A 25802-nucleotide genomic window follows, 5' to 3' on the forward strand; every position below is an offset into this window, starting at 1 on the left:
TTTGGAGCGAAAGGCGTGTGATTCCATTGAAAGGTTTCAAAAATGTCGTGTACATGAGTTTGGCAGTCGGCATGTTATTTTATTCCATTCCACAACTACAATTCCGTGAGGTTGGTTCCTTGCCGATGATATTTAGTGTCATCTGGCTCGTGATGGCCTTGCTCATCATTGCTGCGCATTTGCACCAAATTCTTGGTGTAGATGAAGAAAAACGCAAGCAGCAGCTCCGCATCAATCGGATGAAGAAATGGCAAATGGAGCAGCTCGTACAAGGCAGACGAAAGCTTCTGCAATTCCGCAAGTAGGCGAAGAATGAGCTAATCTTTGACATCGAACGTATGTTTGGTATAATGATTGTGGAGCATCCAATCCAATAGGGTTGGATGTTTTTTCTTCTAACGAACCTCATTGTTCTTACTTGTTAGAACGCTTATACTAGTAATACAGACTAATACAGTATTTAGTGAATGAGGTGTAACAGTTGGATACACATTCCGTCGATACATTAACGAAGCATGAGCAGATTTTGCGGCATATTGAAGACTTAAAGTTAGGTAGTCGGATTTCCGTGCGCAAAATCGCCAAAAATATGGAAGTCAGCGAAGGCACTGCCTACCGCGCGATCAAAGAAGCAGAGAATCAAGGACTCGTTTCGACCAAAGAACGGATCGGAACCGTTCGTGTTGAGAAAAAACTTCGTCAGAACATTGATAAACTGACCTTTGCCGAGGTTGTGAATATGGTGGATGGTCAGGTGCTTGGCGGGGCGAAAGGACTTCATAAGACGCTGCACAAGTTCGTCATCGGCGCCATGGAGCAAGATGCGATGATGCGCTACATTGAGGCAGGCAGTCTGCTAATTGTAGGTAACCGTAATCGGGCACATCTGTGCGCTTTAGAGCAGGGAGCGGGCGTGTTAATTACGGGTGGTTTCAATACGAGTACCGAGGTCAAAGTGCTGGCGGATGAATTAGAGCTGCCAATTATTTCAAGCAGTTATGACACGTTTACCGTCGCATCCATGATTAACAGAGCCATCTACGATCGTTTGATCAAAAAGAAAATCATGCTCGTGGAAGATATTCTCGCCTCTGGCGCAGCGCTCTTCGCACTAAAGGCGAACAGCACATTGAAGGATTGGCAGCGAATGTCCGAGGATACGGGCTATAGCCGCTTTCCCGTCGTCGATGAGTGGAATCGCATTATCGGTGTAGTGACGTCCAAAGATATGGTCGGTGCAAGCACGCAGCAATCCGTCGATAAATTGATGACAAGAAATCCGCTCACCGTTTCACCTCAGACGTCGGTTGCCTCAGCCGCCCACATGATGGTGTGGGAAGGGATTGAACTGCTGCCGGTCGTGGATACGAATCGGAAAATTGTCGGCGTGCTGAACCGCAGCGATATTTTGAAGGCGATGCAATCAATCCAGAAGCAGCCGCAGAACGGTGAAACCTTTGAAGATTTGATCTGGTCTGGGATGGAAGAAGTAAGGGACGAGAAAGGTAAACTGCAATTTCATGGCGTGATCACGCCGCAGATGACGAATCATTTGGGGACTGTTTCAGAGGGGGTACTTACGACGCTCATGACGCAAGCGGCTTATCGAATTGTGCAAGAGCATAAGAAGGGTGATCTCGTTATGGATAATATGTCGACCTATTTTCTGAAGCCGCTGCAGATTGATTCCAAAATAGAAATACGACCCACCATCATCGAGGTGAGCCGTAAATTTGGCAAGATTGATGTGGAAATTTATCATGCAGGAGCCCTAGTTTCGAAGGCGATGTTAACCGCCCAAGTGATCTAACGCAACTGACGATCGAAGTGTCCATGATTGCGAATACCAACGAAAACATTGAAGACACCAATCAAGACGAGCACTGTGCCGAAGATACGGCGGAAGCTGGATTCGCTGAAAAAGAAGATTTGTGTAATTGCAATGAGAACTAACATGAATCCCATGCAAATGTTCATGCGGGCCGTATACAAGCCGCGTTTGGCCGGATCTGACTCGCGTCTGGAGCGAATGCTGTAGAACAAAGTGAGCGCGAGAAGAAAGCAGATAAGAATGAATAACGTGAGTTGAATGGCGTGCATAGGTACAATCCGTCCCTTATGTAGAATTTACAATTAACTTTAGCGAGTTTAAGGTGGGATTGCAAGATGAGTCACCGATTCATGTTATGTTTTTTTCTCCTCAGCCGTAATCCAAATGGTTAATTCCGTTTGAATCAACACAATGGATTTGACTTGGACAACAAACTTTTTATCATGTAGAAAATAAGTTCTTTGCGTAATTAGCCGCTCGTAAAGGGGCTGGGAATCACGTACAAAGGTAGCTTTTTGCCCGATGACAAGCTTGAGTTCACTTTTGATATCACCTTCAATTTCTTTCTGAATGTCCTCGCTAAAGATGTCAGACTCGTTTCTGGGCATCAGATGGACATTGACTACATTCACTAGGCTTTGATTGTTTTTAGTCTTGGTTAAGTTAGCAATATCAATTTCGAGATCTTCATTCTCCTGTAAAACCTTATGTAATTGCACATATAACTCATTATACGTGTGATGATGAATGCTCATATACACAGCGCTCCCAATGATCGCTCCCGACAACAGCAGTCCAAAGCTCGCAAGCAGTCGTTGATATCGGGCAAAAGGAGGGATTCTCAAGGCTGATGGCCCCCCTTGCAGATCATTTGAATGAGCGCAGTTCCGAATTGTGCCCCTGTAAAAGCAACGATGATATAGACAATCTGTTTGATTGCCGGATTGAGATGGCCGATGGCCACATGACTTTCAATATAACGGATTGGATCAATGGTACCGCCAACCGCAGCGACCATGGCCCAAATCTTAATATTTTCTGAAATGGTCAACATTTTTTCAGTTGGAGATTGCAAGGTTAATACGGCTGCGATACCGCTTAGCATACTGCCTCCGAATACGACCCCAAATGCAATGCAGAAATACATGATAATACTTGCCCAAAAGCCAGCCATGTGTTAATCGCTTCCTTTCTACTGAGTTGAGAGGACAAACTCTCTCTACTACTGTATGGGACTGGCTAGCTCCAATATGATAAAATGTAAGGAATAAATCATGAAAGAAGGGGGGAATTGCGGATGAGTTCGTTTGTACATCTGCATGTGCATAGTGAATATAGTTTATTAGACGGTGCGGCACGGATGGAGGAGCTTGTTTCACAAGCGGCTAATCTTGGCATGACCTCTCTGGCCTTAACGGATCATGGTGTCATGTATGGGGCCATTGCCTTCTACAAGGCTTGCAAACAGCGTGGCATCAAACCGATTATTGGTTGTGAAGTGTACTTCACTGCGGGTTCTATTCGTGATAAAGGAACACGGCAGGAGCAGCCGATTTATCACCTTATATTGCTTGCGAAGAATTTCAAAGGCTATCAGAACCTGATGAAGCTCACGTCGATTGCGCATCTACAGGGCTTTCACTATAAACCGCGTATTGATTTAGACCATCTGTCCCAGCACTCGGAGGGGCTGATTTGCCTAAGCTCTTGCTTAGGCAGTGAAGTTTCCCAGCATTTGCTCCATAACCGGTATGACGAGGCGCGCAAAGCGGCAGAGCGTTATCGCGACATTTTCGGTGACGATTTCTTTCTGGAGATTCAAGATCACGGCATGATTGAGCAGAAAAAAGTGATGGTTTCCATGATTGAACTGAGCAAAGAAACCGGCATTCCTTTAATCGCCACGAATGATGTGCATTACGTAACAGAACCTGACCATGTGATGCAAGACATTCTTATTTGTATCGGCACGGGCAAAACAGTGGAAGACACGGATCGGCTCAAGATGGGAACGAGTCAGATGTATTTGAAAAGCGAAGAGGAAATGCGGCGGTTATTCGTCCATGTGCCTGAAGCGCTTGCGAATACAGCTGAGGTTGCTTCACGCTGTGATCTCGAACTGACGTTCGGAAAGTCGATTTTACCAAGCTTTAGCCCCATTCCTGCACAGTTGTCAGCTGGTCAATATTTGCAGGAGCTGTGCAAGCAAGGGTTGGAACAGCGTTATGGCAGTAAGCCAGAGTGGCATGATGCGAGCCATCCCATGAGGAAACAGGCGGAAGATCGCCTTGCTTATGAGCTTGGTGTCATTGCGAATATGGGCTTTTCCGATTATTTCTTAATCGTATGGGATTTTATTCGGTTCGCTCATGAGAAACGGATTATGACGGGGCCAGGGCGGGGATCCTCTGCAGGGAGCTTAGTTGCTTATGTGCTGCGCATTACGAATGTCGATCCGTTGCAATATAAGCTGCTGTTTGAACGGTTCTTGAACCCGGAACGGATATCCATGCCGGATATAGATATTGATTTCAGCGATGAACGCCGGGATGAAGTCATTGACTATGTCGTTGCCAAATATGGTCATGAACATGTCGCTCAAATTATTACCTTCGGAACAATGGCGGCTAAAGCCGCAGTTCGGGATGTGGGGCGTGTCCTCAATGTGCCTTATGGTGACGTGGATCGGGCTGCTAAAGCGATTCCCAATCAGCTTGGAATGACACTGAAGGAAGCTCTTCAGGTGAGCTCCGATTTGAAAGGAATGGTAGCCAGACAGCCTAAGACCGCAGAACTACTAGAGATGGCTATGCGTGTTGAAGGGATGCCGCGCCATGCCTCCACGCATGCTGCAGGAGTTGTGATTTCTCGTGAGCCATTGACGCAATACGTGCCTCTGCAAGAGGGGACGGCTCAAACGGCACTCACGCAGTATACGATGGAGCATTTGGAGGCGATTGGACTCCTCAAGATGGATTTCCTGGGACTAAGGACCCTCTCAATTATTGAGCGAACTGTGGACTGGCTCGCCCAAATGGAAGAGGTTCAGATTAACTTCGATCTTCTCAATATGGACTCGGATGACATGACTTATGAAATGTTGAGCAGAGGGGAAACAACCGGCGTTTTCCAATTGGAGTCAACAGGCGTGCGCAAGGTACTGAAGGATTTGAAGCCTTCCGAGTTTGAAGATATTATTTCTGTCTTAGCCTTGTACCGCCCAGGCCCAATGGAATTTATACCGAAATATATTGCTGGTAAGCATGGACTGGTGGAGGTTGTTTATCCGCATCCAACACTAGAGCCTATACTACGGGACACCTATGGCATCATCGTGTACCAAGAGCAAATCATGCAAATTGCCTCGTCAATGGCAGGTTTCAGCTTAGGTGAAGCCGATCTATTGCGCAGAGCTGTTTCTAAAAAGAAGCGGGAAGTACTCGATGAAGAACGGACTCATTTCGTCTCGGGGAGCTTGCGACAAGGATTTAATGCCGATGAGGCGAATCATGTGTACGATATGATCGTGCGATTTGCGGATTACGGCTTCCCGCGTGCGCATGCTACGGCGTATGGCGTGCTTGCTTTCCAAACTGCTTACCTTAAAGCGCATTATCCTATTTATTTTATGGCTTCGATGTTAACCGCGGTTATGGGGAATCATCGCAAGGTTGCTGAGTACGTGGACGAATGTCGACGTGTGAAGCTTGCGGTTCTTCCGCCGGATGTGAATGGCAGCAGAACAGTCTTTACGCCTGATTCGAGCGCCGGAGCCATTCGATTTGGTTTGGCCGCTATCAAAAATGTAGGAACACAGGCAATTGACGCGATTCTAAGTGAGCGTAAGAAAGCGCCGTTTGAGAGCTTGCTGGATTTCTGCCGACGGGTCGACCTTCGCGTAGTTAATAAAAGAGTGGTTGAATCGCTCATTCAAGGCGGAGCTTTCGATACGCTTGGCGGGCATCGAGCCCAACATCTGGCTATCCTAGATGAAACGATTGCCTCCGCTACGAAATGGCGCAAGGAACGGGACGATTTACAGCTTCATCTCTTCGGATTTGTCGAAGAGCCGAACTGGGAAGTTGAAGTGCCGAATATCCCGCCGATGCCGCAATCCAAGCAGCTAGAGCTGGAGAAAGAACTGCTCGGCATGTATATCTCTGGTCATCCTTTGGACGCTTATGCTGAGCAGCTGGCAGAGCTGGATGCCGTGATGATGCATCAGCTAACGGAGCTTCCAGATAATAGCGACGTCCTTGTCGCAGGGATGATCCTCTCGAATAAGACGATCGTCACCAAAAAAGGCGATCCCATGGCTTTCATGGAGCTGGAGGATCGCATCGATAAGGTCGAGGTGGTCTTGTTCCCCGAGACCTGGAAGAAGTCGGCTCCGCTCGTGCAGAAGGGCAGACTCGTCCTCGTCCGTGCGAAGCTGCAGCTTCAGGACGAGGACCCGCCCAAGCTGCTCGCGGAGCAGCTTGCTGCGCTGGACGACCCGGAGGCCGTCCAGCGGCTTCGCAGGCAGCCTGCGGCGCAGCGACGATCCCCTGACGCTGTCAGGGATCGTACGCCGCGCCCGGCTGCCTCTCCGAGCGGCTCGCGCAGCGTCGCTCCAGCCAATCAGGCGGCCCCCGCAGCGGGCCGCCCAGAGCCCCACGCTGCGGCTGCTGAGGCGAAGCCGCAGCGCGTGTTCGTCAAGATCACGGCTGACTGTGAGCAGCCGGATAAGCTCCTGCAGCTGAAGGCGCTGCTGAAGCTGCATAAGGGCCAGCTCGCGGTTGCGCTTTTCTATGAAAGCAGCAACAAGCTCTTGGCCTTGAGCGACCAGTATCGGGTCGATCCGACCAAGGATCTTATGCGCATGATCGAGACGATCATGGGCAAAGATTCCGTGCGAGTGAAATGAGATAATTTCACTCGACGTGTTTCTCATTTGGTTCTCGTGGGTTTTCTCTTGTGCTTCTCATCGTTGTTTCTTATGGATCTTGTAGTAAAAAAAGCTTTCTCCGCATATGAATAGGAACCCAGCTTTTCATTCTATTCATGTAGGCATCCCATTGCTAGGAGGAGGATTTATGACCGAACAACACATGATCCAGCTACTCCAGAAACGCGGTGTGACCGTAGATCAAGTCGCAGAAATCGTATATAAGCTGCAGAAGCCTTATAATGATCAACTCACGATTGAAGAATGTGAAGACAGTGTTATGGCAGTGCTTTCCAAGCGTGAAGTGCAATATACCCTCTATACAGGGATTGCCCTAGATGAATTAGCAGAGAAGAAAATGCTGCCAGAGCCGCTGCAATCTATTCTTGAGGTGGATGAACCGCTCTACGGGGTAGACGAGACCTTAGCACTTGGGATTGTGCATGTTTATGGCATGATTGGCTTAACCAGCTTCGGTTATTTAGATAAGGAAAAAATAGGGATTATCCGCGCATTGAACGATAACCGCAGCGCTGTGCATGTTTTTCTCGACGACTTAATTTGCGGATTAGCCGCAGCAGCCTCAGCCAGAATCGCTCATCAGAATGAGCATGCGCCTGATTATAGCAGTAAACACCGTCTGGACTAAGCCTTAATAGTTCAGGCTTTACTTTTTATATCGATGTGCTCTGTTGCGGGCAAAAGTGAAATTATGATATCATTATTGCATTGTGTGTTCCTATGCGTATAAAGGATGTTGTTATCGTCATTGCTTAGTTGCCTTAGTGGTTGTAGTTGCACGTCATAGGAGGTTTATTCATGTGGACGGTGATCTATATAGCTCCTACTGCGAAAATTGCAGAGCGGATTAAACAGAAGCTGACGGAAGAAGGTTTTCTCGTTCAAGTACGAGGCATCTCTTTATCCAAAAATCAATTCGAAATTGTTGTTCCCGAAGGGGAGCTGGAAGAAGTACAAGAAGTGCTCAATTCTATTTTACATAGATAGTAAAAGTAGAACTATGAACGTGGCTTGTCAAGGAATATAGATCATAGCCAAGTAGAGGTGGAAATGTGCTAAAGGATTTATTTCAAAAGCGAAAATATGCAACGATTCCTTCCGAGAGAACGAAAAGGGATATTCCTGAGGGTTTAATGAATAAATGTCCGAAGTGTGGCACGATTCAGACAAGTAAAGAGCTTGAGAAGAATCTAAAAGTGTGTACATCTTGCGGTTATCATTATCGATTAAGCGCATCCGAACGGATCCAACTAACGCTCGATGAAGGCCAATTTGTTGAATTTGATGCGGATATGATCTCAGAGGATCCTTTGCAGTTCCCTGATTACGTCGAGAAATTGGACAAAGCGAAGAACACAACGAAGCTCCAGGATGCGATTATGACGGGTCAAGGAACGATTGGTGGATATCCAGTTATCGTTGCTGCGATGAGCTTTGATTTTATGGGAGGCTCACTAGGTTCCGTTGTCGGTGAGAAAATGACCAGAGCCGTAGAACTGGCGATTGAGAAAAAGCTTCCGATTCTCATTTATTCCACATCTGGTGGCGCACGTATGCAAGAAAGTATTCTCAGCCTTATGCAAATGGCCAAAACTAGCGCAGCATTGTCCAAGCTTAACCAAGAAGGCGGATTATTCATATCTATTATTACAGATCCGACTTTTGGCGGAGTTTCGGCGAGCTTTGCAATGCTTGGCGATATTATTATTGCTGAGCCGGCAGCTTCATTTGGCTTTACGGGCCGCCGCGTTATCGAGCAAACGATTAAGCAGAAGCTGCCTGATAATTTCCAAACATCTGAATTCAATCTCGAGCATGGTCAGCTCGACAAGGTCGTCTGCCGCAAGGATATGAGACCGACGTTAATTAAGCTGCTCGACATGCATGGTGTGAAGGAGGAGGCAACTTATGGCGGGTGAAATGCCGTTTGAACAGCCACTGGCGGAACTAAAAAGTAAAATTGCCGAGCTGCGTAAATTTGGGGCAGAGAAGCAGATTGACTTTTCAGAGGAAATTCGTCGTTTGGAAGAAAGATACACTCAGCTTGAGGATGAACTATATACGACGATGACGTCAGCGGAGAAAATGCAGCTGGCACGCCATCCGCAAAGACCGACGACGATCGATTATATTAACACAATTTTCACGGATTTCATTGAATTTCATGGTGATCGCTTATACGGCGATGATCTTGCTATTGTTGGTGGACTAGCGAAACTGAACGGGGTACCCGTGACGGTTGTTGGTCATCAAAAAGGGAAAGATACGAAAGATAATATCGCGCGGAATTTCGGATGTCCGCATCCGGAAGGGTTTCGTAAAGCACTGCGTATGATGCGTCAAGCGAACAAGTTCAAGCGTCCCATCGTGACATTTATTGATACGAAGGGAGCGTTCCCTGGGAATGCTGCGGAAGAGCGCGGTCAAGGAGAAGCGATTGCCAGAAATCTGCTGGAAATGGCCTCTTTTCGTGTGCCGATCATCTGTATTGTCATCGGAGAAGGCGGCAGTGGCGGTGCCTTGGCGTTAGGTTTAGGTAATAAGGTGCTAATGTTGGAGAATGCGATCTATTCGGTTATTAGTCCTGAAGGCGCGGCTTCAATTCTTTATAAAGATGCTTCTAAAGCCTTACATGCAGCAGAAGCTATGAAAATTACGGCCGATCATATCCTTGAACTTGGCGTTATCGATGGTATTATTCCGGAGCCCAAGGGCGGCGCTCACCGGGATTTAGCAACGCAAGCCGAACATATTAAATCAGCGGTCTGGGAACAGCTTCAGCAACTGCTGAGTTTGAACGAACAGGAGCTACTCGAGGATCGTTACCGTAAATTTAGAGATATCGGTCGGTTCACATTCACTCAGGAGGGTAACAGTAACCATGCGTAAAACGAAAATTGTCTGTACCATTGGACCAGCAAGCGAATCACAAGAAAATCTTAAAAAGCTTCTAGAAGCGGGTATGAACGTAGCTCGTCTTAATTTCTCTCACGGAGATTTTGAAGAGCACGGTGCACGTATCCGCAACCTTCGCGCTGCATCCGCTGAGACAGGCAAAATAGCTGCTATTTTGCTTGATACCAAAGGTCCAGAAATCCGTACAGGTAAGCTAAAAGAAGAGCCAATTGAGCTTGTTCAGGACAAGCACATTATTTTGACTACAGAAGAAATTCTTGGGGATATCGACCGTATCTCTGTTACGTATTCAGACCTGCCGCGCGACGTTAAAGTCGGATCGACGATTCTAATCGATGACGGTTTGATTGGTCTTACAGTAGTTGATATTCGTGGAACAGAGATCGAGTGCCGTATCGTCAATGGCGGAACGATCAAAAGTAAAAAAGGCGTTAACGTACCAGGCGTTAAAATCAGCCTTCCAGGTATCACAGAAAAAGATGCGAATGATATCGTGTTCGGGATCGAACAAGGTGTAGATTTCATCGCAGCTTCTTTCGTACGTAAAGCAAGCGACGTCATGGAAATTCGTGAATTGCTGGAGCGTCACAATGCTTCGCATATCCAAATCATTAGTAAAATCGAAAACCAAGAAGGCGTTGATAACCTAGACGAAATTCTTGAAGTTTCCGATGGTCTGATGGTTGCTCGTGGAGATCTTGGTGTTGAGATTCCGGCTGAGGATGTTCCGGTTGTTCAAAAGCAAATGATTAAAAAATGTAACATCGTAGGTAAACCGGTTATTACCGCAACGATGATGTTAGATTCCATGCAACGTAACCCGCGTCCTACACGTGCGGAAGCAAGTGACGTAGCGAATGCGGTATTCGACGGAACGGATGCTGTGATGTTGTCCGGTGAAACAGCAGCAGGGAAATACCCAGTTGAATCCGTTGAAACGATGGCTCGTATTGCTGAGCGTGCGGAAGAGGCTTTGGAATATAAAGAAATTTTCCTTCGTCAAGCACAAGCGCAACAAGTTACGGTTACAGAAGCAATCTCGCAAGCGGTAGCTAACTCCGCATTGGAGTTAGGCGCTAAAGCGATTCTGACCGCAACGGAAAGTGGCTATACAGCGCGTATGGTTTCCAAATACCGTCCGAAATCTCCGATTATCGCAGTTACGCCAAGCGAGCAAGTCATTCGCCGTTTATCCCTCGTTTGGGGTGTAATTCCGGTATTTGGCGAACAAGCGAAGACGACAGATGAGCTGTTCAACCTAGCGGTAGAAAGCTCCATCAAAACAGGTATCGTTTCTCTTGGCGATATCGTTGTCATCACAGCAGGCGTGCCAGTGGGCCGCTCTGGAACAACGAACCTGATCAAAGTTCATCACGTTGGTGAGATGATTGCCAAAGGGACAGGCATCGGTATGCAAACAGCTACTGGTATCGTAGTAACTGCACGTACACCAGAAGAAGCTAACGCGAAAATGATAGACGGAGCTGTGCTTGTAACCGTATCAACGGATAGAGAATATATGCCGGCTGTTCAAAGAGCATCTGCCTTGATTACCGAAGTGGGCGGCATCACGTCACACGCGGCAGTCGTTGCACTCAGCCTTGGTATTCCAGTTATCGTAGGCGTGGAAAACGCAGTAGAAATCATCAAAGACGGTACAGAAGTGTCGATTTACCCAGAAGTAGGCGTTATCTACTCAGGTCAAGCGAGCGTTCTGTAAGTGATATCGAAGAGTGAAGCGAGAGAACGATCTTGCTTCACTCTTTTTTGCGTTTAGAGGGACACCAAATTCTGAGCTCACGCCCCACCTATGATATACTGGAATCACCAAGTATCTCAGGAGGATTTTCACATGAGCCAGGAACAATGGCATCAACATCAGCTGCGTGTGCGGTATCAGGAAACGGATCAAATGGGGGTTGTTTATCATGCCAACTATTTAACGTGGTTCGAAATTGGGCGCACGGAGCTCATACGATCCCTAGGTTATCCCTATCGTAAAATCGAGGAAATGGGCCTGCTCTTGCCTGTAACGGAAGCTGATCTCAAGTTCAAAAAACCAGCGCGTTACGATGATCTTGTGGGGATCTATACACGGGTGTCACACATGAGCAGCGTTCGCCTGCAATTTACTTATGAAATTCGCAGAATACATGACGATCTCACTGAAGAATTAATGGTGACAGGAACATCTGGACATGTTTGGGTGAATCCTTCTTGGAGGCCAGTACGTATAGAGAAGGAAGCGCCAGAATTGTGGCAGCTCATTGCGAAGTATTCTGAAGGAGGCTAAACCTATGTTTCGTTGGATTCTTGCTATATTTATTCTTGTGCCTGCGATTGAAATAACCATGTTGATCATGTTAGGACATCTAGTTGGAGGTTGGATGACCTTCCTGTTAATCATAGCGAGCGGCTTCTTAGGTGCTTACTTTGCTAAGCGCGAGGGACGCAAGGTGATGGAATATGCGAAGTTTGAGTGGTCGCAAGGTCAACTGCCTGCTGGGCAAATCCTGGATGGGATCTGCATTTTCCTTGGAGGGATATTGCTGATTACGCCGGGCTTCATAACAGACATTTTGGGTTTCCTGCTCGTCTTTCCGTACACGAGACCGATATTCAAAGTGCTGCTGCTGGCCATCATTCGCAAACAAATCGGAAAAGGCAACATGCACATCATCAATCGCAGATAATAAGTTGTCAAACCAAAGGCTCGGTCATCCTCCTATTTCGGAGGTGCCGAGCCTTTGTGTATGTACGCTGCGATATCATGAAAGATTCTCGCTCGGTAGAAGGCGGTAATGAGGATGAGTGATACAGGTCCAACGATAAGTCCCAATAGTCCGAATAGCTTTAAACCAACGAACATCGCAATAAGCGTGGCTAATGGGTCTAGGCCGACTGAAGAGGCTAATACTTTGGGCTCCATGATTTGCCGCGCTATAACAATAACGCCATATAAGACACTAAGTCCAATGCCAAGCACGATATTACCTTGAGCAAAGAACACATAGAGAATCCATGGCACCATGACAGCGCCTGTTCCTAGATATGGCATCAAGTCAGCTAAGCCAGTTAGCAAGCCGATGGTGATTGCATAATCAACTCGGAGAACAAGTAAGCCGATGATCACAACTAGCGCAGTGAGTGATACAAGAATCAACTGAGCTCTTATATAGCCGAACAAGGCTTTTTGCAAGTCCGTTCGGATCAACTTTGTTGTTTTTACAATCATGTCTGAGAAGATGCCTTTATAGCGTTTGATGAGTCCATACCAATCCTTACTGATGAAAAAGGTGGCCAACATGACAATGATCGTGATCGTTGCGATATTAGGGAGCGAGGTCAGGAATGCTTTGAGCCCTGCAAAGACATAGGTGATGATCAATTTACTAACGTCAGCAATTGAGCCTGCTGTGGAAGAGAGATTGGTGTTCACCGTCTCCTGATATTTCGGATTATTTTCAAAAAAATCATTTACACGATCAATCCATTGTTGGAAGGTGACCGAATTAATGAACACATTAAATTCTTCTACCCACCGGTTGATTTGAAGTTGGATCGTATCTGCGAGTGAGCCTAATTCCACGACAATATTGGCTACAAGTAAAGTGATGACAGTAACCATTGCCCCTAGGAATAAAAGCATGGATAAAGTGACAGACAACCATCTKGGCAGCTTTAATTTGAATTGAAAAAAATTAACAACCGGATTGAGCATAAGTGCGATCAACCAACCAAAAATAAAGGGGTAAATGAGTGGAATGATATAGTAAAAGGCAAGGGCCACTAATGTGAGAATTATCGCCACCCAAATGCCCCTGAAAATTTGGTGAACCAGTCGCGGATTTAGGATACCCATGGTAGGAATCACTCCTTGTTTCAAGTCAATTTCATTGTAACATGAACATGGATAAATACGGAAATATCATGTTCTTTACAAAATCTTAATATATTGAAATACAGGGATTTGGATTGTCGCCTCCAAAGACCCATAGTACAATGAAGATACAAGATTACTAATAATGCAAAAATACTGGAGGATTTATGAGTATTGCGCGCGAGCCAGAACTGAAGGAAGTTAAAGAACTCAAAGAAGTCAAAGAGATTTCAACCAAGTACTTAAATCGTGATTTGAGCTGGATTGAGTTCAATTGGCGTGTGCTTGAGGAAGCGCAAGATGCGAGTACACCACTGCTAGAGCGTGTGAAATTTCTGTCGATCGTATCGAGCAACCTCGATGAATTCATGAGTGTTCGTGTCGCAGGACTCAAGGATCAAATTAAGGCTGGCTATACCAAAAAGAATTTCACCGGTTACACTCCAGCAGGGCTCATTAAACGTATTATGAAACGCACAGCGAAAATGGTGACAGAGCAGTACAAAACGTATCGTGAAGTAACGCGGCTTTTGACGAGGGAAGGCATTGTTTTTACCGAGTATGAGGATTTGAATACGTCTCAGAAGAAAGCCATGGATGCCTACTACCATGATATTGTTTTTCCCGTGCTCACTCCGATGGCTGTCGATCAAAGCAGACCGTTCCCACTCGTACATAATCAATCTTTATATTTAGCGGTTTTACTTGTTCGTGAGGGCGAAGATTTGGACGAAGAACCTTTCTTCGCTATTGTTCAAATCCCAAGCAACTTGTCACGCTGCATTCCTGTACCTACGCGTTCGAATAGTAAAAAAACCGAATTCATACTACTTGAAGAATTAATCGAGCACCATATTCAGTCTCTTTTCAGCGGCTATATACCGATTTCCGTGCATGGCTTCCGTGTGACGCGAAATGCGGATTTAACACTCAATGAAGAAGGTGCGGAGGATTTACTGGAAGAGATCGAAAAAGAGCTTAGGCGCAGACGTTGGGGCTCTCCTGTGAGGTTGGAGGTCCAAGAAGGGATCCATCCCTACGCCTTAGCGCAATTGCAGGATGAGTTTGAGATAGAGGAACAAATTTTTGAGATTGATGGACCCTTGGACATCACCTACTTTATGAAGTTAGCCAACACATTGAATGGCTTTGATAATCTTCGCTATCCGCGGATTGTTGCCAAATATCCCGTTGAATTTGAGGATTCAGCTGATTCGGCTGACTTTTTCAATATTCTTAAAACGAAGGATGTACTCGTTCATCACCCGTACGAGACTTTTGACGCCGTAACGGACTTCATCGTCCATGCCGCTTATGATCCGCATGTATTGGCCATTAAGATGACACTCTACAGAGCGAGTGGTAAATCGCCGATTATTCAGGCATTGGCTAGAGCGGCAGAATCAGGTAAACAGGTGACGGTAGTTGTTGAGCTGAAGGCTAGATTCGATGAAGAGCGGAATATTGCTTGGGCTAGAATGCTTGAAAAATCAGGTTGTCACGTGGTATACGGGCTAGTGGGACTCAAAACTCATGCGAAAATCACGCTTGTCGTGCGACAGGAGGAAAATACCCTTCGTCGATATATTCATGTCGGTACAGGTAATTATAATGACAGTACGGCCCGGTTATATACCGACGTTGGTTTGTTCACCTCAAACAGTGTCATTGGCGAGGACGCATCGGCGCTTTTCAACGAAATTACAGGGTATTCGGCACCTCATGACTGGCAATCCTTCGCCGTAGCTCCAACGGATTTGAAAGATAAGTTGTTCGAGCTTATTGCTCGTGAATCTGCGCATGCCAGAGCTGGTCGACCTGCACAGATTATTGCGAAAATGAACTCCTTGTCTAATCAAGAGATGGTGGATGCGTTATACGCTGCGTCACAGGCTGGCGTGAAGATCGAACTCATTATTCGCGGGGTATGCTGCTTGCGGCCAGGTGTTCCTGGTCTAAGTGAGAATATTACGGTACGGAGTATTGTAGACCGGTTTCTAGAGCATTCACGGATCTACTATTTCGAAAATGGCGGGCATGTCGATGTCTATCTATCCTCGGCAGATTGGATGACGCGCAATTTAACGCGGCGAATTGAGTTGATGTGTCCGGTTCTGGACCGCGAAATGAAGAAAATGATGATTCATATTCTGAACGTGACGCTCCACGATAACGTCAAAGCGAGAGAGCTCATGTCCAATGGAATGTACACACGTATAAAAAATGAACTGACCCCTTATCGGAGCCAGTTCGAGGCGATGCGGATTACTTCATGGAAGAAACTCCGGCTTGAGTCGTAAGCTTGAGTCCCCAGATTTTTTCGAAATCTTTGGAGAATGCAGTCAACTCCCTGAGCTCCAAATACGGGTTGTGCCCACAAAGCAATTTGAAGCTTATCGATGTTTCACTGCGCTGAATACTGATGACCTCTTGAATAGGCTGTGTCTCACTAACATCCATCGCAATGGCAAGCTTAAGGATAGCACCGAGCTTAATGATTAAGACCCAATCGGATTCCAGTAATAGGTCCTTGTACGTAAGAGCCTGCTGCTGGGTCCGATTTTTTGTTTTGAAAGTTGCGATAAGTGAAGCAATGACAATCTCACGATGGCTTAGGCCGTCAATATGAGCTTCTTGGATCATATATTCCGTGTGCTTGAGGTATTGGTAGAAATGAACACTAACACCAATTCGGTACAATAGAGCAGCTGTGTGCAGCAGCAGTCTGCCGCGGGCTTCAAAATCTGTGGATGGAGCAAGCGCATCATACAACTGCATGGCAAAAGTATCGACATGCCGGACATGCTTGACAGCAGCATTCGGGTGGAGTGTTAGGACGTTCTGGATGCTAGCTTCCAAAACATTATCTTTAAAGGGTTGCTTAGGATTATAGGTTTCAAAGAAGAGACCATCGCGTAAACCAGAGCCGCTAATCAGACAGGCAGAGGATTTCGCTGCTTCGAAAATCGTCTCTAGAATAAGTAATCCAGGCACCATGATATCGACTCGCTCTTTGGCGAGGCCATCGACTTTCTTTCTTTTTTCTATGGGCAACGAGGATAAAAGATTTGAAAATTCCTGAATCTCACCAGACTTCAGGACATAATTATGAGCAAGCTGGAGCGGATATTTATTACGCTTACGGCTCATTTTTCCCAGTGTACGGATCGTACCTCCTAAACCAACCATGGGAAGATCAGGTGAAGTCGAAATCCAAGGCTGCGAGGCAATCGCCTCAATTACCATCTTACGAATATCGGTAATCTCCTGATCCGTTAGATTAGCGCCCTTCATATATTGGCGAGTGGTATTCACTGCTCCGAATGGAAATGAGACACTGTGTACCAATTCCCTATCCTTTAATAAAGAGACCTCTGTGCTTCCGCCACCGATATCAATGATCATGCCATCGCGAATATCCATGGAGTTAATGACCCCGAGATAACCAAAGCGCGCTTCCTCAAAACCGCTCAATACCTCAATGCGGAGCCCGGTTTGTTCCTCAAGGACGCGTACGATATCCGCGGTGTTGGCAGCGTTCCGAACGGCTGCTGTTGCAACGGCTCGAACGGTTGTAACTGCTTGAGACTGGCATAACATGGCATAATGGGTTAAGATAGGAACTATTGAATTAATATCCTTGCTATGTAAGATGCCATCTTGACCCATACGTTCGCTAAGTCTTGCGGAATCTTTATGCTCACTCACGACGCGATAAGCTCCTTGGGCATTAATTTCATAAATGACAAGTCGGATGGAGTTGGATCCGATATCGACGATGCCAATCCTCGTTGCGTGGTTGCTCATAGTGTCGCTCCTTTTTAACTCAATTCACGGATTCATTGGTTACATTGTATCAATCTCGCACTATGTCTACAAATTTTTCCGCGCCCACTGAATAATTCGGGGAAATTAACAAAAACTTGTATCGTGTGTTTGGAAACTGTGTATGGAAAATGGTGTGAAAATTCCGCCAAAAAGAATTTCTATGGTAGTGATAATGAACTTCTATGACCCCATTTGTTCACTTACCAAGTAAAATACTTTATTATTAAGAGTAGAAACAGCAATAATTTGCTAATAGAGTAGCTAAGGAGAGATTCTCATGTCTGCAACCAAAGGTTTAGAAGGAATTGTAGCCACAACCTCGTCGATCAGCTCCATTGTAGATGGCGTGCTTACGTATCGCGGGATTGATATTGATGACCTCGCAGAAAATGCGACATTTGAAGAAATTATTTATTTACTTTGGTTCGGTAAATTGCCTAAACAAGCTGAGCTTGAGAAATTACAAAGCGACCTGAACTCATACAGTAAAGTACCAGATGCGGTAATTGACCTCATTCGTACATTCCCCAAAGATGTGAATTCGATGGCAGCTCTTCGTACAGCGGTTTCTGCACTTGCCCTGTATGATGCAGAAGCAAATGATGCTAGTATGGAATCCAATGTGCGTAAAGCGATCAAGCTGCAAGCACAAATTCCTGGTATCATCGCAGCTTTCGCACGTATTCGTGAAGGCAAAGAGCCAGTAGCTTCCCCAGGATATTCTTCTGTAGCCGCTAACTTCTTGTTCCAACTAACAGGAAACGAGCCGGATAAAGTTGCAATCGAAGCGTTGGACAAAGCATTGGTACTTCATGCTGACCACGAGTTGAATGCATCCACTTTCGCAGCGCGTGTTACGGTAGCAACACTTACAGACATCTACTCCGGTATCACTTCCGCAATCGGCGCGCTTAAAGGACCACTTCACGGTGGCGCGAACGAAGCGGTTATGGTCATGCTTGAAGAGATCGGTACTGTTGAGAATGTTGTTCCTTACATTAACGATAAATTAGAGCGCAAAGACAAAATCATGGGCTTTGGTCACCGCGTATACAAAAACGGCGATCCTCGTGCGAAGCACTTGCAAAAAATGTCTTATGAGCTTGGTAAATTGACAGGCAACTTGAAATGGTACGAAATGTCCATTAAAGCAGACGAATTGGTAACAGGCCTTAAAGGTTTGAAACCAAACGTAGACTTCTACTCGGCATCCGTATACACAACATTGGAAATCCCGCGCGACTTGTTCACGCCAATCTTCGCGATCAGCCGTACATCCGGTTGGGCAGCTCATATCCTTGAGCAGTACGAGAACAACCGCTTGATCCGTCCTCGCGCAGAGTACACAGGTCCAGTTAACCAAAAATATATCCCAATTAGCCAACGCTAATTGTTAGTGCTTCAAGCTTAAGGTGCGGGCAGTTCGGTACTGGGCCCAGCTAGTCTGGGGGAGTACTGTAACTCCCGTCACTTTTTGTGTGCCTATAGCTATGCACATCATATAGATGAAACTATTTTAGACAAATTTGAGGAGGAAATAATCATCATGCCACAATTCGAAACTTACGATCTACCAACAGAAGGTCAAAAAATCACGATCGAAAACGGTGTACTTCAAGTTCCTAACAATCCAATTATCCCTTTCATCGAGGGTGACGGTACAGGTCCTGACATCTGGGCAGCTTCCGTACGCGTACTAGATGCAGCAGTTGAGAAAGCATACAAAGGCGAGAAAAAAATCGCTTGGTACGAAGTATTTGCTGGTGAGAAAGCATTCAACAAATTCAACAGCTGGTTGCCGAACGATACTTTGACAGCTATGCGTGAATACATCGTGTCTATCAAAGGACCTCTTACTACACCAATCGGTGGCGGTATCCGTTCCCTGAACGTGGCACTTCGTCAAGAGCTTGATCTTTACGTATGTTCCCGTCCAGTTCGTTACTTCGACGGCGTTCCATCCCCAGTTAAACGTCCTGAGCTAGTTGACATGGTTATCTTCCGTGAAAACACAGAAGACATCTACGCTGGTATCGAGTGGGAAGCTGGTTCCGAAGCAGTTAAGAAAGTAATCTCCTTCTTGCAAAACGAAATGGGCGTTAACAAAATCCGTTTCCCAGAAACTTCAGGTATCGGTGTTAAACCAGTATCCTCCGAAGGTACAGAGCGTTTGGTTCGCGCTGCAATCGAGTACGCAATCAAGCATGGCCGTAAAACATTAACATTGGTACACAAAGGTAACATCATGAAGTTCACAGAAGGCGCGTTCAAAAACTGGGGTTACGAGTTGGCTGAGCGTGAATATGCAGATAAAACATTTACATGGGCACAGTACGATCGCATCAAAGAAGCAGAAGGCGCTGAAGCAGCGAACAAAGCTCAAAAAGACGCTGAAGCTGCTGGCAAAATCATCGTAAAAGATGCGATTGCTGACATCGCGCTTCAACAAGTTTTGACTCGTCCTACTGATTTCGACGTTATCGCTACATTGAACTTGAACGGTGACTACCTGTCTGATGCACTAGCTGCACAAGTTGGCGGTATCGGTATCGCTCCAGGAGCTAACATCAACTATTTGACTGGTCACGCAATCTTCGAAGCAACGCACGGTACAGCTCCTAAATATGCTGGTCTTGATGTTGTTAACCCAGGTTCCGTAATCCTTTCCGGCGTTATGTTGCTTGAGCACCTTGGTTGGTTGGAAGCTGCTGATCTGATCTACAAAGGTTTGGAAACATCCATCAACAACAAAACCGTTACTTATGACTTTGCACGTTTGATGGACGGCGCGAAAGAAATTAAGTGCTCTGAGTTCGCGAACGAAATCATCAAAAACATGGCTTAATTCTTACCTATAGTTGAGTTAGACTAAATATGAGGAGGTATATTTTAAATGGCTATTCGTCGTAATAAAATTACCGTTGTTGGCGCGGGTTTCACAGGTGCTACTACTGCTCTAATGCTAGCTCAAAAAGAACTTGGTGACATTGTTCTACTCGACATTCCGCAATTAGAAAACCCTACGAAGGGTAAAGCGCTAGACATGCTCGAAGCAGGTCCAGTGCAAGGCTATGACGCTCAAATTACAGGTACATCCAACTATGCGGATGCAGCTGGTTCCGATATTGTCATCATCACGGCAGGGATTGCTCGTAAACCGGGGATGAGCCGCGACGATCTCGTTAACACAAATGCGGGTATCGTGAAATCCGTTTGTGAGAACGTAAGAGAAGTTGCTCCTGATTCCATCGTGATCATTTTGAGTAACCCCGTTGATGCCATGACTTACGTAGCTTACCAAGCACTTGGTTTCCCTAAAAATCGCGTCATCGGTCAATCCGGTGTCCTTGACACAGCTCGTTACCTAACATTCATCTCCCAAGAGTTGAACGTATCCGTTGAGGATGTTAAAGGGGTTGTAATTGGCGGACACGGCGATGACATGGTTCCTCTCGTACGTTACACATACGCTGGCGGGGTGCCAATCGAGAAGCTAATCTCAGCTGATCGCATTGAAGCTATCGTTCAACGTACACGTACTGGCGGCGGAGAAATTGTTAACTTGCTTGGTAACGGTAGTGCATACTACGCACCAGCAGCTTCCCTTGTGCAGATGACTGAAGCAATACTTAAAGATAAAAAACGTATCATTCCTACAATCGCACTTCTTGAAGGCGAGTATGGTTATGATAATCTGTTCATGGGTGTTCTTACAGTTCTTGGCGCTAACGGTATTGAGAAAATTATGGATATCGAATTGACAGAAGCTGAACGAACAGCACTGGATAAAACAGCTGAATCCGTACGCAATGTTATAAAAGTTGTAGCGGGTTAATTGTTATAAAATAAAGGGCTAGCCTCCATTAGGGGGTTGGTCCTTTTTTTGTGAATTTTTTATGGAAGATTAGGCGTTGTTTCTGCATAAATGGTCACATTTTTATGGAGATATGGTGAATTTGCTCATAAGATGACATCGCTTTCTTGTTACGTTCAATCCGATTCTGTATACTAAAAGAGAACGATTCTAATTAAAATTGCGGAGGTCGACTCAATGTACCATGTTATGATTTTTTTACATGTAATAAGTGCTCTATTGCTTGGCTCTTATGTTGTTTTCCCTTTCATTGTGGGACGAGCTGCTAGCTTATCTGGCGCTGGACAAGAAAGCTTCATGGGATTGCTATCTACGATTAACCGAATTGGCCAATTTTCTTTGATTGTTACTTTCATATCCGGAGGCGCGATGATCAGTGAAGTTGATCCGTCTGCATTGTGGATGATACTTTCCGTGGTTCTGTTAGTTATTGTTGGGGCTGTTACTGGCATGCTCGGCAGCAGAATCAAAAAGCTGAGAGCGAACAGTGCTGCAGGCAAGAGCATTGTTACTGATGCTGCGAAAATCAAAGTGTTCAGCTGGATCGGTGCGGTAGCGGTTGTCGTTGCTGTTTTTATCATGACAAATCGTCAAATTTTTGAATCATAGGAACAACTTCGAACGGGTACGCGAAAGAACCTCTTATTCCCACTAATGTGTGGAGTAAGAGGTTCTTTTTATGCTTGTTTGCGATCGTTGTGGGATTCTTCGGTTCTCACCGAATAAATGGATTTCCTCCAGTTAAAATCGGGAAAATCGCAGGGAAATGAGAAATAGATGGATTTTCTACAGGTATTGTCGAGCTTTTCGCCTCAAGTGATGAAAATGGAGAAAATTAACTACATGAAATCCATCTATTACAAATTTATGGGTGGAAAGCGAGAAAAAAGCTGGAGTTTTTCCAGTTATTTTGGGGTTAGACTTGTTGCGTCCAGAGACTGTTGTGGCTCCTTTCTCAGGTTGAGGAGCCACATAGGGACGGAATTGACTCAGGTTTGATGCTGGGTTAGTTAACTAGCTAGGATCCGGATCTGCGATGTCTAGCGTAATTTCATCTAATGTTTTCTCGAAGGAAGCACTCATGTGCTGGAGGAAGTAGTCTACTTCAGGCATATTCATCTTCTTTAAACTGTCTAGCACTTGTTGCTTCGCCACGACGAACTCACGATTGCCGGTGGAGAGCTCGGTTAGGCATTTGATATAGGCTTCGATTAGATCAGCGGCCTTCACCCAGCGGTAGAGCTCAGGGTCAGGATCTTGAATGAGCCCGCGGTAGATGCTGCTGAGTGCTGGGGGAATCGTACCAATCAGGCGCTCAACCGCGACATCTTCGATTTCACGGAAATTGCGCAGAATTTGCTCGTTGTTGTGCTTCACAGGCTGAGGGATGTCACCCGTCAGCACTTCGGAAGCATCGTGGAACAACGCAATGGAGACGACGCGGTCGGTCGGTACATTCCCGCCATAGACTTCGTTAGAGATGGTGCACAGCATATGTGCAATGGAGGCTACGTAGAAGGAATGCTCGGCGACGTTCTCGCGGCGCATGTTCCACATAAGGCTCCAGCGATCGATATATTTGAGTCGATATAAGTAAGCGAAAAAGTGATGATTCATGGGGCTAAGCTCCTTCATGTTTGAATTGATGGGCCGAGTAACACGTCCCGCTCGCAAGGGCTACTTCACGCTCGGCGCCACCCGAACAGCCACCTTACCGGTGGCCGGGGTGTAGACGAGCAGCTGCCCGATCAGCGCTTGCAGATCGTCAAGCGCGATCGTGATCTGCCCGTGCTCACGCAGCACGGGCTGCCGCAGCCGGACGCGCGCGCTGTCGCCGCGCGTCGCTTTTTTCGCATTCACCTGCAGGGTGAATGCCTCTTGCCCGAGGCGGAGGCGAAGCTCTCCGCCTTCCGCAGTGGCGCTGCCGCCGAGCTGCGCGGCAGCAGCGGCCGCGTCCACGCGCAGCGGCGCGCTGCCCGGCTGCGCCGTAACCCGGCGCTGGATCGAGCGCTGCAGCAGCTCCGGCGTGATGCCGGGGCTGCCCGCGTTGATCCGCGGGATCAACAGGCGATCGGCGCTGCGCGTCGCCATCTCGGGCGAGATCGTGAAGGCATAGCGGATGCCCGCCTTCGCCACTTGCTCCGTCGCCGCAGGTGACGTGATGCCGAACGGGTACGCCATCGCGTCGAGCGGCTTATTATCCGTGAGCCCAGCAAGCTTGCCTATGCAGGCTTGCGCATCGGAGAACACGCGCTGCTGGTAAACATCAGCGGCATCGCCGTCGAGTCTGCCCACAAGCGCGGCTTCCCCACTCGGAAGCTTGTGGTGAAGGTTGTCTGTGTGGCAGCCGATATCGATGAAATTCGTCGCATGCGTCATTTCACTGATCTGCTCCTTGGACATCGATGGTATATAAGAGGCCAAGGGGTTCGCTAAATCCGTCGTGATAACGAAGTTGACGGCGGGGATGCGTAAGCTTTTGAGAATGGGATAAGCCCCTGTAAAAAAACTTTGATACCCGTCATCAAAGGTAACCAGAACGGCGTTCGATGGAACCGTTGCGCCAGCCATGTACATTTTAAACTCATCTAAAGAAATGAAATGATAGCCTTTGCTGAGCAGCGACTCTAACTGATTTTGAAACAGGGCACTTGTGATCGTACTTGAGCTTGTATCCGTGTCATGGATGTGATGATACATCAGGACGGCAACCTGATCTTGGTAGTAGACGGTTTCGGACCGTTCAGCCTGCAGAGGTGTCAGCAAGAGCGTGAGCCCAATGAGACTAACGAGAATCGAAATTGCGATTCTTTTGTACATGTCAGCGAATCTCCTTGTTTTGCTCACAAGAACCGTCGAACTGTTCCTATGAGGTATGGTATAATGGTTTGTATTCTTTAAGATTATGCGGGTAATTGAGAGGAGATAGACAGCGTTATGCAACATTTTTATCAAAGTGTTTATGATTTAATTGTGGAAACATCTACGAATCTTCCTGGTGATGTTCGTCGTGCGGTACAAGCCGCGCAAATTAAAGAGGATAATGGCACGCGTTCCGCATTATCTCTATCCAGAATTGCCGATAACATTCACATGGCGGAAACGAATGTATCCCCGATTTGTCAGGATACAGGAATGCCAACGTTTATTATACACTGTCCGGTTGGGGCAAACCAAATTATTATGAAGAAACACATCCTTGAGGCGGTTGCTAATGCGACGAAAGCTTCGAAACTTCGTACGAATTCCGTCGATTCGCTTACAGGTGCTAATAGCGGGGATAACCTCGGACCTGGTACACCAGTCGTCCATTTCGAGCAATGGGAACGTGATGATGTTGAAGTGAAGCTCATTCTCAAAGGCGGCGGCTGCGAGAACAAAAATATTCAATACAGCCTGCCAGCTGATCTTGAAGGCGTAGGCAAAGCAGGTCGTGACCTTGACGGCATTCGCAAATGTGTGATGCATGCGGTATATCAAGCGCAAGGTCAAGGCTGCAGCGCAGGCTTTATCGGTGTTGGGATCGGCGGCGACCGGACAAGCGGTTACGAGCTTGCTAAGCATCAATTGTTCCGTCGTGTAGACGATGTGAACCCGCATCCAGACCTTCGCAAGGTTGAAGAATATGTGATGGAGCACGCGAATACGTTAGGAATCGGCACGATGGGCTTTGGCGGTCAAGTGACCTTACTTGGTTGTAAAGTTGGCGTGATGAACCGTTTACCAGCTAGCTTCTTCGTTTCTGTAGCGTACAACTGTTGGGCGTTCCGTCGTCAAGGCGTGATTTTGAATGCCGAAACAGGCGAAATCAACGGCTGGTCTTACCCAAGAGGTATTGAGGTTTCGTTCCAAGAGGCTTTCGAAGCAAGTGCAGAAGAAGCTAGAAACACACCGCAAGAAGAGCGTCGCGAGATCGTGTTGACGACTCCGATTTCGGAAGAGCAAATTCGCAGCTTGAAGGTCGGTGATGTGGTCGTTATTAACGGAACGATGCACACAGGACGCGATGCCCTGCACAAATATTTGATGGATCACGATGCGCCAATCGATCTGAACGGAGCGGCTATTTATCATTGTGGGCCGGTAATGGCCAAGGATGATGCGGGTGAGTGGCACGTGAAAGCGGCTGGACCAACAACGAGTATTCGTGAGGAGCCATATCAAGGCGATATTATTAAAAAGTTCGGTATTCGCGCGGTGATCGGTAAAGGCGGCATGGGTCCTAAAACGCTAGCAGCGTTGAAAGATCACGGCGGCGTCTACTTGAATGCGATCGGTGGAGCAGCACAATACTATGCACAATGCTTTAAAAAGGTTGAAGGCGTTGACTATCTGGAATTCGGTATTCCAGAAGCGATGTGGCATCTAGAAACAGAAGGCTTCGCTGCGATTGTAACGATGGATTCACACGGCAACAGTCTGCATGCAGATGTAGAGAAGAATTCGTTAGAGAAGCTGGCTGCGCTGAAAGAGCCAGTGTTTAAATAACATTTACAAAAAAAATACTGGATTATCTATAGAAATT

At 46.6% G+C, this 25802-nt stretch carries 23 protein-coding genes; 16 read left to right on the forward strand and 7 right to left on the reverse strand.

Annotated features, from left to right (window positions below; translation table 11 throughout):
• The first annotated feature begins 17 nt into the window (after positions 1-17).
• Together AC1DVJ_RS09635 and AC1DVJ_RS09640 are read left to right on the forward strand one after the other, a co-directional pair.
• Complete coding sequence (locus AC1DVJ_RS09635) at positions 18-305, forward strand: hypothetical protein (protein WP_477590237.1); 288 nt, start codon at positions 18-20, stop codon at positions 303-305.
• A 176-nt stretch (positions 306-481) separates the two neighbouring features.
• Positions 482-1810, forward strand: coding sequence for a DRTGG domain-containing protein (locus AC1DVJ_RS09640; protein WP_477590238.1), 1329 nt, complete (start codon positions 482-484; stop codon positions 1808-1810).
• Here AC1DVJ_RS09640 and AC1DVJ_RS09645 read toward each other — a convergent pair.
• From AC1DVJ_RS09645 to AC1DVJ_RS09655, 3 genes are all read right to left on the reverse strand, one after another.
• Complete coding sequence (locus AC1DVJ_RS09645) at positions 1807-2100, reverse strand: YtpI family protein (RefSeq protein ID WP_477590239.1); 294 nt, start codon at positions 2098-2100, stop codon at positions 1807-1809. The genes AC1DVJ_RS09640 and AC1DVJ_RS09645 overlap by 4 nt on opposite strands.
• Before the next feature lie 84 nt (positions 2101-2184).
• Positions 2185-2676 (reverse strand): sporulation membrane protein YtrI, encoded by a 492-nt coding sequence (locus AC1DVJ_RS09650; RefSeq protein WP_477590241.1) that lies wholly within the window; start codon positions 2674-2676, stop codon positions 2185-2187.
• Positions 2673-3005 carry a YtrH family sporulation protein gene (locus tag AC1DVJ_RS09655; protein ID WP_477590243.1) on the reverse strand — a complete coding sequence of 111 codons (333 nt, stop codon included), beginning with the start codon at positions 3003-3005 and terminating at the stop codon, positions 2673-2675. Before AC1DVJ_RS09655 ends, AC1DVJ_RS09650 begins: the two co-directional genes overlap by 4 nt.
• Before the next feature lie 123 nt (positions 3006-3128).
• Here AC1DVJ_RS09655 and AC1DVJ_RS09660 point away from each other — a divergent pair, with 123 nt between their 5' ends.
• The 8 genes from AC1DVJ_RS09660 to AC1DVJ_RS09695 all read left to right on the forward strand — a co-directional run bounded on the left by AC1DVJ_RS09660 (position 3129) and on the right by AC1DVJ_RS09695 (position 12388).
• Positions 3129-6737 (forward strand): DNA polymerase III subunit alpha, encoded by a 3609-nt coding sequence (locus tag AC1DVJ_RS09660; protein ID WP_477590245.1) that lies wholly within the window; start codon positions 3129-3131, stop codon positions 6735-6737.
• A gap of 169 nt (positions 6738-6906) precedes the next feature.
• Positions 6907-7407, forward strand: coding sequence for a phosphatidylglycerophosphatase A family protein (locus AC1DVJ_RS09665; RefSeq protein WP_477590247.1), 501 nt, complete (start codon positions 6907-6909; stop codon positions 7405-7407).
• 170 nt (positions 7408-7577) lie between these two features.
• Complete coding sequence (locus tag AC1DVJ_RS09670; RefSeq protein ID WP_163949334.1) at positions 7578-7766, forward strand: glutamate decarboxylase; 189 nt, start codon at positions 7578-7580, stop codon at positions 7764-7766.
• 65 nt (positions 7767-7831) lie between these two features.
• Positions 7832-8698, forward strand: a complete 867-nt coding sequence (gene accD, locus AC1DVJ_RS09675; RefSeq protein WP_477590249.1) for an acetyl-CoA carboxylase, carboxyltransferase subunit beta — start codon at positions 7832-7834, stop codon at positions 8696-8698.
• On the forward strand, positions 8688-9668 hold the full coding sequence (locus AC1DVJ_RS09680) for an acetyl-CoA carboxylase carboxyltransferase subunit alpha (RefSeq protein WP_477590251.1): 981 nt from the start codon (positions 8688-8690) through the stop codon (positions 9666-9668). Before accD ends, AC1DVJ_RS09680 begins: the two co-directional genes overlap by 11 nt.
• A complete protein-coding gene (pyk, locus tag AC1DVJ_RS09685) occupies positions 9661-11415 on the forward strand; it encodes a pyruvate kinase (RefSeq protein ID WP_477590252.1) in 1755 nt (584 codons plus the stop codon). The genes AC1DVJ_RS09680 and pyk overlap by 8 nt, the downstream gene beginning before the upstream one ends.
• A 132-nt stretch (positions 11416-11547) precedes the next feature.
• Entirely contained in the window at positions 11548-11988 is a 441-nt protein-coding gene (locus AC1DVJ_RS09690) for an acyl-CoA thioesterase (protein ID WP_477590254.1), read from the forward strand.
• Between the two features lie 4 nt (positions 11989-11992).
• A complete protein-coding gene (locus AC1DVJ_RS09695) occupies positions 11993-12388 on the forward strand; it encodes an FxsA family protein (RefSeq protein WP_477590255.1) in 396 nt (131 codons plus the stop codon).
• A gap of 32 nt (positions 12389-12420) precedes the next feature.
• Here AC1DVJ_RS09695 and ytvI read toward each other — a convergent pair whose 3' ends face one another.
• Entirely contained in the window at positions 12421-13557 is a 1137-nt protein-coding gene (ytvI, locus tag AC1DVJ_RS09700) for a sporulation integral membrane protein YtvI (RefSeq protein WP_477590256.1), read from the reverse strand.
• A 185-nt stretch (positions 13558-13742) separates the two neighbouring features.
• Here ytvI and ppk1 point away from each other — a divergent pair, with 185 nt between their 5' ends.
• Entirely contained in the window at positions 13743-15875 is a 2133-nt protein-coding gene (ppk1, locus tag AC1DVJ_RS09705; RefSeq protein WP_477590258.1) for a polyphosphate kinase 1, read from the forward strand.
• Here the strand turns inward: ppk1 and AC1DVJ_RS09710 are convergent.
• Complete coding sequence (locus AC1DVJ_RS09710; RefSeq protein ID WP_477590260.1) at positions 15841-17382, reverse strand: Ppx/GppA phosphatase family protein; 1542 nt, start codon at positions 17380-17382, stop codon at positions 15841-15843. The two genes, ppk1 and AC1DVJ_RS09710, sit on opposite strands and share 35 nt — an antisense overlap.
• Before the next feature lie 298 nt (positions 17383-17680).
• On the opposite strand from AC1DVJ_RS09710, the gene citZ reads away from it, so the two are divergent.
• The 4 genes from citZ (at position 17681) to AC1DVJ_RS09730 (ending at position 21886) form a co-directional block, all read left to right on the forward strand.
• A complete protein-coding gene (gene citZ / locus AC1DVJ_RS09715) occupies positions 17681-18793 on the forward strand; it encodes a citrate synthase (protein WP_477590261.1) in 1113 nt (370 codons plus the stop codon).
• A 156-nt stretch (positions 18794-18949) separates the two neighbouring features.
• Positions 18950-20248 carry an NADP-dependent isocitrate dehydrogenase gene (icd, locus tag AC1DVJ_RS09720; protein ID WP_477590263.1) on the forward strand — a complete coding sequence of 433 codons (1299 nt, stop codon included), beginning with the start codon at positions 18950-18952 and terminating at the stop codon, positions 20246-20248.
• Positions 20249-20296: 48 nt separating this feature from the next.
• A complete protein-coding gene (gene mdh, locus AC1DVJ_RS09725) occupies positions 20297-21238 on the forward strand; it encodes a malate dehydrogenase (RefSeq protein ID WP_477590265.1) in 942 nt (313 codons plus the stop codon).
• A gap of 216 nt (positions 21239-21454) precedes the next feature.
• Positions 21455-21886, forward strand: coding sequence for a hypothetical protein (locus AC1DVJ_RS09730; protein ID WP_477590267.1), 432 nt, complete (start codon positions 21455-21457; stop codon positions 21884-21886).
• 405 nt (positions 21887-22291) lie between these two features.
• Here the strand turns inward: AC1DVJ_RS09730 and yfbR are convergent, their stop codons facing one another.
• Both yfbR and AC1DVJ_RS09740 read right to left on the reverse strand, forming a co-directional pair.
• Positions 22292-22894 carry a 5'-deoxynucleotidase gene (gene yfbR / locus AC1DVJ_RS09735; protein ID WP_477590268.1) on the reverse strand — a complete coding sequence of 201 codons (603 nt, stop codon included), beginning with the start codon at positions 22892-22894 and terminating at the stop codon, positions 22292-22294.
• Between the two features lie 60 nt (positions 22895-22954).
• The gene (locus AC1DVJ_RS09740; protein WP_477590270.1) at positions 22955-24097 is read right to left on the reverse strand and encodes a polysaccharide deacetylase family protein; all 1143 of its coding nucleotides are present in this window, start codon (positions 24095-24097) and stop codon (positions 22955-22957) included.
• 117 nt (positions 24098-24214) lie between these two features.
• Between AC1DVJ_RS09740 and AC1DVJ_RS09745 the strand changes: the two genes are divergently transcribed.
• Positions 24215-25765 (forward strand): fumarate hydratase, encoded by a 1551-nt coding sequence (locus AC1DVJ_RS09745; RefSeq protein WP_477590272.1) that lies wholly within the window; start codon positions 24215-24217, stop codon positions 25763-25765.
• Positions 25766-25802: the final 37 nt, after the last annotated feature.

It is taken from the genome of Paenibacillus sp. P4_A9 (assembly GCF_056402415.1).